Raw genomic sequence first — 8,293 nt, 5'->3', positions numbered from 1 at the left:
GGGTGGTGCGGCTCAAGGGCGGCGACCCCAGCGTCTTCGGCCGCCTGGAGGAAGAGCTGGCCGTGGTGCGCGCTGCCGGACACGACACCGTGGTGGTGCCGGGCGTGACCGCCGCGCTGGCCGCCGCCGCCGACGCCCAGCGGCCGCTGACCCGGCGTGGACGCGGGCGCAGCGTGGCGCTGACCACGGCCATGACACGCGAGCATACCCTCGCTGCTGGACGCCACACCGACACCGAGGTGTTTTACATGGCGGGCAAGCAGCTGCCCGCACTGGCGCGGCAGCTGTTGGACGTGGGCTGGGCCGCCAGCACCCCGGTGGCGGTCGTCTCGCGCGCCGGCTGGCCCGATGTCATCCACACCCAGCACACCGTGGACACGCTGGCGCAGGCCAGCGTGCTGCACCGCGGACGCCCGACCGTGGTGCTGGTGGGGGTGGGGGCGCAGGCGCTGCAGGCGACACCATCATCGGGCGCGCCGTTGCGCGAGCGCGCCCGGTGCGCTGCGCCGGCGCAGACGGCAGAAGCGCCAATCTGAGTGGCGGCGCACTCGCGGGCACCAGCGGGTCCATCGGGCCAGTGGCCTGCCGCGGCAAGCCACCGTCGGTCCGCCGGGCCACCGGACCGCACAGCACCGCATCTGTCCTGCCCTACTGCGTCTGGGCAGCGGGGGTCACCGTCAGCGGCGCGGCCCGGCTTCATCCAGCAGGCGTTCGGCGGCGCACGCCAGCGCCGCGGCGTCCAGAGTGTCTAGCTCGATGGTGCGCCAGGGCGGCTGGCCACCGCGCGCCAGCGAACGCCGGTACAGCGGGTCGTAGTGGTGCGTCATCAGCTCAGCGAACAAGTCAGCGAGATGGCCCGCCCGCGCCCACGCCTGCCAACGGGCCAATGTCTCATTGGACTGCAGGCCGCGCAAGGCCAGCAGCCGTTGCGCCAGCGCCGCCGGATCGCGCCCCAGCCACGCGTAGTCCTGCAGCACCAGTGCCAGCCGCGCGGCAAACGGCGCGTGTACCTGCACGCGCGGGGCGTGTTGCAGCGCCATCGTCAGGGCCTCGGGCAACTGCACGGCGCCGATTTTGCGGCTTTCGGCCTCCACCCACACCGCACGCGCGGGGTCGAAGCGGCGCAGCGTCTCCACCAGCGCGGTGTCAAACGCCTTTTGGCTGGGCTGGGGCTGCCCATCCGGCCACGCCCCCAGAATCGAGCCGCGATGCCGCGCCAGCGCCTCCAGGTCCAGGACTTGCGCGCCGCGCGCCGCCAGCGCCTGCAGCAGGCGTGTCTTGCCGCTGCCGGTGGGGCCACCAATCACCCGCCAGTCGAACCGTGGCGGCAGCGCCTGTAGCTGTTCCACGACCCAACGCCGATACTGTTTATAGCCACCTTGCAACTGGGCCGCAGCCCAGCCGATCTGGCGCAACCACAGCACGAAGGCGCCGCTGCGCTGCCCGCCGCGCCAGCAATAGACCAGCGGGCGCCAGTGAGCGGGCTTGTCTTGCATCACGCTTTGGATGTGACGGGCGATATTGCGCGCCACCCACGCCCCACCGATGCGCCGCGCCTCAAACGCGCCAGCGTGCTTGTATAGGGTGCCGACGAGGCGGCGCTCCTCGTCGTCGAGCACAGGCCAGTTGACCGCCCCCGGCAGGTGATCGAGCGCATACTCCGAAGGGCTGCGGGCATCGATCAGCGTATCGAAGGCACCGATCTGATCCAGGGTGACAATATCCGGTTTGGCGACCATGGCAAGCTGGCGTGGTCTGCCGTAGGGCAGGTGCAACGATGATGACGACCGATACGCGCGACCCAAACCGACTAACCGCCTGGGCGCACGGCGGCGGCTGCGGCTGCAAAATCGCCCCGGCGGCGCTGCAGCGGCTGCTGGCCCAGGTGCCGCCGCACCTGGCACCACCCGAGCTGCTGGTGGGCACGGCCACCAGCGACGACGCCGCAGTGTATCGCCTGCGCGACGACCTGGCGCTGGTGGCCACCACCGACTTTTTCACGCCGGTGGTGGACGACGCGTTCGACTTCGGGGTGATCGCCGCCACCAATGCGCTGTCCGACGTGTATGCCATGGGAGGCCAGCCACTGCTGGCGCTGGCGCTGGTGGGCATGCCGATCAACCAGCTGCCCGAGGCGGTGATTGCCCGTGTGCTCGAAGGCGGTGCGGCGGGCTGCCGCGCGGCGGGGGTGGCGCTGGCTGGTGGCCACTCCATCGACACCGTCGAGCCCATCTACGGGCTGGCTGCCATCGGCACCGTGCACCCGGATCACGTCAAGACCAACGCTGGCGCGCAGCCCGGCGACGTGCTGGTGCTGGGCAAGCCGCTGGGGGTGGGCCTCTTGTCCGCCGCCCTGAAAAAGGGCGTGTTGGATGCCGATGGCTACGCCCAGATGCGGCGCTGGACGACGCTGCTCAACCGCGCTGGCGCAGCGCTGGGCGCACTGCCCGGTGTGCATGCGATGACGGATGTGACGGGCTTTGGCCTGGCTGGGCATCTGCTGGAGCTGTGCCGCGCGGCCGGTCTGGTGGCCACGGTGGACCGTGCCGCCCTGCCCGTGCTCGACGTCAGCTGGGCTCTGTTGCGACAGGGTATCGCCACCGGGGCCTCAGGGCGCAACTGGGCCAGCTACGGCGACGCAGTGGACCTGTCGGCCTTGCCACAACCCGAGCAGGCGCTATGGCAGACGCTGATCACCGACCCGCAGACCAGCGGCGGGCTGCTGGTAGCCTGCGCGCCCGACGCGCTGGATGCGGTGCAGGCCGCGTTTGCCCGCGCGCAGGGCAGGCCCGGCTGGGTGATCGGGCATCTGCAGGCCGCCCCAGCCGGCACACCCCCAAGTGTGTGCCTGCGCTGACACCCGCTGCAACGCAGCGTTGTGGCGTACTTGGCCCCACATCCGGATGCGCGCTTAAGCCGAGCGGGCGCGGTCTGGACCTGGTATCGCACCGCCGCCCGCGGCGGAGGCCCACACGGGTGTCGCCCGCGTGATAGGACGGCGCGTGGTCGGGTGGGAGGCAGGCGCACCCAAGCCCCCGTCAATGCCGCGCCGGTGCCGTGGCCCGGGCAGCCGCATCGAAACCCCCCTTGGCTTTCCACTCCTCGAAGCCACCCTGCAAAATGCGCACGTTGTCCCAACCCGCCACGCGCAGCGCCAACCCCGCCTGCGCTGACAGCGAGCCGGTGTTGCAGTAGATCAGCGCCATGCGGTCGCGCGGGATCTCGTGGCGACGCGCCAGCACCTGCCGCCACTCGATGTTGACCGCACCGGGGATGTGACCGCGCGCGTACTGTGCCGCGTCGCGCGCGTCGATGACGAACACGCGCGGCCATTCCTCACGCGGAATCTGCTCGGCGAAGATCACCCCGCCGCCGTAGTCCACAAACTCCAGGTAGGCGCCGATCTCGTCGATGACGGCCGCCTTGTCGTTGGCCTGGGCGGGGCTGGCCAGCCACAGGCTAGCCACCCAACAGGCTGCCATGGCGAGGGTCGGTGCGCGTGGCATCTTGAAAGCTCCCGCATCAATCACATCATCAGTAAGCGCTGATGTTACCGGACTGTGGCGATGCCACCACTTGCGCCATCACGCGCGCTCAGGCGCGCTTGACGCGCGCACCCGGACACGCCCGTCTTTTGATACCGCGACAACGACACCGGCTGAGCGCTTCACGCGCGCATCCGAACGCTGGCTTTCCCGGCTCGGGACGGGTTGCGCACTGCGGCATTCGGTTCAACCCGAGCAGCGCGCCGACTCACTCCACCGTCACGCTCTTGGCCAGGTTGCGCGGTTTGTCCACGTCGGTGCCGCGCAGTACCGCCGCGTGGTAAGCCAGCAGCTGCAGCGGCACCACGTGCAGGATCGGGCTCAGCGGCCCATAGTGCTCGGGCATGCGGATCACGTGCAGCCCGTCGCCGCTGCCGATGTGGGTGTCGGCGTCGGCCAGCACGTACAGCACACCGCCGCGTGCGCGCACTTCCTGCAGGTTGCTCTTGAGTTTGTCCAGCAACGCGTCGTTGGGCGCCACCGCCACCACCGGCATGGCGTTGGTGACCAGCGCCAGCGGCCCGTGCTTGAGCTCGCCCGCCGGGTAGGCCTCGGCGTGGATGTAGCTGATTTCCTTCAGCTTCAGGGCGCCTTCCTGCGCAATCGGATGGTGCAGGCCACGCCCCAGAAAGAGCGCGTGCTCCTTGGCGGCAAAATCTTCGGCCCAGCGGATGACCTGCGGCTCCAGCGCCAGCACCGCCTGCAACGCCACCGGCAGGTGACGCATGGCGCGCAGGTGGCGCGCTTCGTCGTCGGCGCTCAGCCGCCCCTTGGCCTGTGCCAGGGTCAGCGTCAGCAAAAACAGCGCGGCCAATTGGGTGGTAAAGGCCTTGGTGCTGGCCACGCCAATCTCCACCCCCGCGCGCGTGACGTAGGCCAGCTCGCACTCGCGCACCATGGCGCTGCTGGCCACGTTGCAGATGGTCAGCGTGTGGGTCATGCCCAGCGCCTGCGCATGGCGCAGCGCCGCCAGCGTGTCGGCGGTCTCGCCACTTTGGCTGATGGTGACCACCAGCGTGCGCGCGTCGGGCACACTGTCGCGATAGCGGTACTCGCTGGCGATTTCCACCGTAGTAGGAATGCGCGCGATGGATTCCAGCCAGTGTCGCGCCACACAGCCCGCGTAATAACTGGTGCCGCAAGCCAGAATCAGCACGCGGTCGATCTCGGCAAATACGCGCCAGGCCGCGCGCGAGCGGATGCCGTGGTCGTCAAACAGCTCCGGCACGATGCCCTCGACGCCTTCGAGCGTGTCGGCCAGCGCGCGCGGCTGCTCGAAGATTTCCTTTTGCATGTAGTGCCGGTACGGGCCCAGCGCCACGTCCTGACTGCCCACCTGCACGGTGCGCACCGGGCGCGCCGCGGCGTCCAGCGCACGGCCATCGCGCCCCACGATGCGGTAGCGGCCCAGCCCGACGTCCACCAGATCCCCTTCGGCCAAGAAGACGATGCGGTCGGTGACGCCGGCCAGCGCCAACGCGTCGCTGGCCAGGTAGTGCGCCGCGGGGCCGTCGCCTGCCGTGCCAATGCCCAGCACCAGCGGCGAGCCGGCGCGCGCGCCCACCAGCCGCTGCGGCTCATCGTGGTGCAGCACCGCAATCGCATATGCACCGTGAAGCCGGGTGGTGGCCGCCCGCACCGCCTCGAGCAAGTCACCTTCGTAGCAGCTGTCGATCAGGTGCGCGATGACCTCGGTGTCGGTTTGGCTGTCGAACACGTAGCCGCGCGCCATCAATTCGGCGCGCAGCGCCTCGTGGTTTTCGATGATGCCGTTGTGCACCAGCGCCACGCGCGCCGGGCGCTCGCCCGCGCGCACCCCCGGCCCGTGACTGAAGTGCGGGTGCGCGTTGTGCACGGCGGGCACGCCATGTGTGGCCCAGCGGGTGTGCGCAATGCCGGTGGCGGCACGCAACCCGTCGGCGCGCACCTGCGCCTGCAGCTCGGCCACGCGCGCCGTGCTGCGCGCGCGCACCAGCCCGCCGGCACGCACGGTGCCCAGCAACGGCGCGCCCAAATGCAGCGCCAACCCACACGAGTCATAACCGCGGTACTCCAGCCGCTGCAGGCCCTGCACCAGCACCGGCACCACATCCTGATCACCCACCGCCGCGACGATGCCGCACATATCGATCCATCCTCCGGAAAAACGCCGCTGCCCCCCACGGGGCCTGCGCAATAGATTCAGCATAAGCCCGATAAGACGATATTGGATTACATTTATATGCTTCCCGTAAACTCTTTTTTCATCTAGCGCCAGACTCAAAACTTTCTTTCAAATATCTGTCGTTTATGCAACTCGATCACATCGACCTGCTCCTGCTCGAACACTTGCAAACCGATGCCGCCGCCCCGCTGGCCACGCTGGCCGCACGCTGCGGGGTCTCCGCACCCACGGTGCTGCGGCGCGTGCGCCGGCTGGAGGCAGCCGGGCTGATCGAGCGCCGTGTCGCCATCCTGCAACCGCAGCGGCTGGCCGCCGCGCTGGGCGAAGGGCTGCTGGCCATCGTCGAGCTGACACTGGAGCACCAGGGGGTAGAGCACCTGGACGCGTTCGAGGCGCTGGCGGTGACCGACCCGGCGGTGCAGCAGTGCTACCGGGTCAGCGCCGGCCCCGACTTCGTACTGGTGGTGGCGGTGCGCGATATGGCCGAATACCAAGCGCTGGCGCAGCGGCTGTTTACCGCCCATGGCAACGTGCGCGCCGTCAAGACCTACTTTTGCCTGCGGCGCGCTAAGTTCGACACTCGGCTGCCGCTGCCGCCGCGCGCTGCGCGGCCGCAAGTGGCGCCAGCCCCGTAGCGCCACGCGCTGGCGTAGGATGCTTCGTCATCATCGACAGGCTTCGCGTGGCTTCCTGCAGGAGGCACTGCTTGGTTCGCATATCCTCACTCGTCACGCGCGCCGCGCTGGCCTTGTGGCTGGCGGTGGCCACCTTGTCCGTCCAGGCGCAGGAGCTGGTGAGCGTGCGTGTCCCAACCGCCCATCTGCGGGCCGGCCCCGGCACCGACAGCGACGTCCGGTGGCAGCTGCGCCAGGGCTAACCGCTGCTGGTGCTGCAGCGCCAGGGCGACTGGCTGCAGGTGCGCGACTTCGAAGGCGACGAAGGCTGGATCGCGGCGCGACTGACCGGGCCCCAGCGCCACCACGTGGTACGGGCACGCGTGCTCAAGCAGCGCAGCGGCCCGGGCCCGCAGTGGCAGGTGGTGGGCCGGGCCCGGTATGGCGATGTGCTGGCCACCGTGCGACGCCAAGGCGACTGGGTGCAGCTGCGGGCACCGGGCGTGGCCGGCACCGTCTGGGCGGCCAGCGATCACCTGTGGGGCTGGTGAGTCCTGCCGCGCCGCCGGACGGTCCCTGCAGCCCCTTCCCGGGCCAGCGTCGCTTCAGTCGCGCCGCTTCGCGGGCCGCTGCCAGTTCGGCACCGTCACCGGCTTGGCGCGTGCCACCGTCAGCGCACCGGGTGGCGTGTCTTTGGTGACGGTGCTGCCCGCACCGATCGTGCCGCCCGCACCCAGCGTGACAGGCGCCACCAGCACGCAGTTGCTGCCTACGTGCACGTCGGCCTCGATCACCGTGCGGTGCTTGTTAGCGCCATCGTAGTTGGCGGTGATGCTGCCCGCACCGTAATTGACGCGCTCGCCCACCGTCGCGTCGCCCAAATAGGCCAAATGATTGGCCTTGGCACCGGCGGCCAAAGTCGCGTTCTTGACCTCCACGAAGTTGCCAATGTGCACCTCGGGTCCAAGTCGGGTGCCGGGACGCAGACGGGCAAACGGCCCAACACGCGCGCCGTCCCCCACCACCACGCCCGCGCGCTCGCCGTCGATGTGCGTAAACGGATGGATGACGGCGCCGGCCTGCACCGTGGCGTTGGCAATCACGCAATGCGCGCCGACCCGCACCCCGTCGCCCAGCACGACCCGGCCCTCGAAAACACAGTTGACGTCGATCTCCACGTCTTGCCCGCACACCAGCTCGCCGCGCACATCCAGCCGCGCTGGGTCGGCCAGGCGCACCCCCTGCGCCAGCAACGCCTGGGCCACGCGTCGCTGGTAGGCACGCTCCAGTTCGGCCAGCTGTGCCGGGCTGTTCACACCGGCGACCTCCACCGCATCGGTGATGCGGTGCGCCACCACCGGGACACCATCGGCCACCGCGTGGCGCACCACGTCCGTCAGGTAGTACTCACCCTGGGCGTTGCGGTTGTCCAGCCGTGCCAGCCAAGCGCGCAGGCGCGCCGTGGGGGCGGCCAGAATGCCGCTGTAGACCTCGGTGATGCGACGCTCGGCCTCGGTGGCATCCTTTTCTTCGACGATGGCGCGTACCGCGCCGGCATCGTCGCGCAGCACGCGCCCGTAGCCGTGCGGATCGGGCAGCTCCACCGTCAGCAGCGCCAGCGCGTCCGCGCCCACCGCGGTCTGCGCCTGCAGCAGCGCGGCCAGCGTCTCGGGCCGCGTCAGCGGCACGTCGCCGAACAGCACCAGCGTCACGCCGTCGTCGGCCAGCAGCGGCACCGCCTGCTGCACTGCGTGGCCGGTGCCCAGCTGCGGCGTCTGCCGCACCGCTTGCAGGGCCAGCCCCCCGGCCAGCGCGGGCAGCTCGGCCTCTACCTCGTCGGCACCGTGGCCGGTGACGACCACGCAGCGGCGCGCCTGCACCCCGCGCGCCGCCGCCAGCACGTGCCCCAGCAGCGGCATGCCCGCCAGGCGATGCAACACCTTCGGGCGCGCGCTTTTCATGCGGGTGCC

General features: G+C 70.2%; 9 protein-coding genes. 5 read left to right on the top strand and 4 right to left on the bottom strand.

Annotation, left to right across the window (positions count from 1 at the left end):
- A partial coding sequence (locus tag V7Z54_RS08935) for an SAM-dependent methyltransferase (RefSeq protein WP_334135953.1) occupies positions 1 to 536 on the top strand: 536 nt, incomplete at its 5' end.
- Between the two features lie 141 nt (positions 537 to 677).
- Here V7Z54_RS08935 and mnmH read toward each other — a convergent pair.
- The gene (gene mnmH, locus V7Z54_RS08930; RefSeq protein ID WP_334135951.1) at positions 678 to 1,739 is read right to left on the bottom strand and encodes a tRNA 2-selenouridine(34) synthase MnmH; all 1,062 of its coding nucleotides are present in this window, start codon (positions 1,737 to 1,739) and stop codon (positions 678 to 680) included.
- Between the two features lie 38 nt (positions 1,740 to 1,777).
- Between mnmH and selD the strand changes: the two genes are divergently transcribed.
- A complete protein-coding gene (selD, locus tag V7Z54_RS08925; protein WP_443082463.1) occupies positions 1,778 to 2,857 on the top strand; it encodes a selenide, water dikinase SelD in 1,080 nt (359 codons plus the stop codon).
- 181 nt (positions 2,858 to 3,038) lie between these two features.
- Here selD and V7Z54_RS08920 read toward each other — a convergent pair whose 3' ends face one another.
- On the bottom strand, positions 3,039 to 3,482 hold the full coding sequence (locus tag V7Z54_RS08920; RefSeq protein WP_334135950.1) for a rhodanese-like domain-containing protein: 444 nt from the start codon (positions 3,480 to 3,482) through the stop codon (positions 3,039 to 3,041).
- A gap of 271 nt (positions 3,483 to 3,753) precedes the next feature.
- Positions 3,754 to 5,670 (bottom strand): glutamine--fructose-6-phosphate transaminase (isomerizing), encoded by a 1,917-nt coding sequence (gene glmS, locus V7Z54_RS08915; RefSeq protein ID WP_334135948.1) that lies wholly within the window; start codon positions 5,668 to 5,670, stop codon positions 3,754 to 3,756.
- A 164-nt stretch (positions 5,671 to 5,834) separates the two neighbouring features.
- Here glmS and V7Z54_RS08910 point away from each other — a divergent pair, with 164 nt between their 5' ends.
- From V7Z54_RS08910 to V7Z54_RS08900, 3 genes are all read left to right on the top strand, one after another.
- Entirely contained in the window at positions 5,835 to 6,344 is a 510-nt protein-coding gene (locus V7Z54_RS08910) for an Lrp/AsnC family transcriptional regulator (protein ID WP_334135947.1), read from the top strand.
- Between the two features lie 71 nt (positions 6,345 to 6,415).
- Complete coding sequence (locus tag V7Z54_RS08905; RefSeq protein WP_334135946.1) at positions 6,416 to 6,586, top strand: hypothetical protein; 171 nt, start codon at positions 6,416 to 6,418, stop codon at positions 6,584 to 6,586.
- 9 nt (positions 6,587 to 6,595) lie between these two features.
- Positions 6,596 to 6,874: an SH3 domain-containing protein gene (locus tag V7Z54_RS08900; RefSeq protein WP_334135945.1), complete on the top strand. Its 279-nt coding sequence runs from the start codon at positions 6,596 to 6,598 to the stop codon at positions 6,872 to 6,874.
- 54 nt (positions 6,875 to 6,928) lie between these two features.
- Here V7Z54_RS08900 and glmU read toward each other — a convergent pair.
- The coding region (glmU, locus tag V7Z54_RS08895; protein ID WP_334135944.1) for a bifunctional UDP-N-acetylglucosamine diphosphorylase/glucosamine-1-phosphate N-acetyltransferase GlmU at positions 6,929 to 8,293 on the bottom strand (1,365 nt) is incomplete at its 5' end.

Origin of the sequence: Tepidimonas sp. (assembly GCF_036824975.1) — a bacterium.
In the GTDB taxonomy this organism is placed as follows: Bacteria; Pseudomonadota; Gammaproteobacteria; order Burkholderiales; family Burkholderiaceae_C; genus Tepidimonas.
This window is presented reverse-complemented; position numbering and strand designations above follow the sequence as displayed.

What these genes read in the sequence shown, in the direction of transcription:
- mnmH (WP_334135951.1), bottom strand. Translation starts at nt 1,739, where the DNA reads ATGGTCGCCAAACCGGATATTGTCACCCTGGATCAGATCGGTGCCTTC.
- selD (WP_443082463.1), top strand. Translation starts at nt 1,778, where the DNA reads ATGATGACGACCGATACGCGCGACCCAAACCGACTAACCGCCTGGGCG.
- V7Z54_RS08920 (WP_334135950.1), bottom strand. Translation starts at nt 3,482, where the DNA reads ATGGCAGCCTGTTGGGTGGCTAGCCTGTGGCTGGCCAGCCCCGCCCAG.
- glmS (WP_334135948.1), bottom strand. Translation starts at nt 5,670, where the DNA reads ATGTGCGGCATCGTCGCGGCGGTGGGTGATCAGGATGTGGTGCCGGTG.
- V7Z54_RS08910 (WP_334135947.1), top strand. Translation starts at nt 5,835, where the DNA reads ATGCAACTCGATCACATCGACCTGCTCCTGCTCGAACACTTGCAAACC.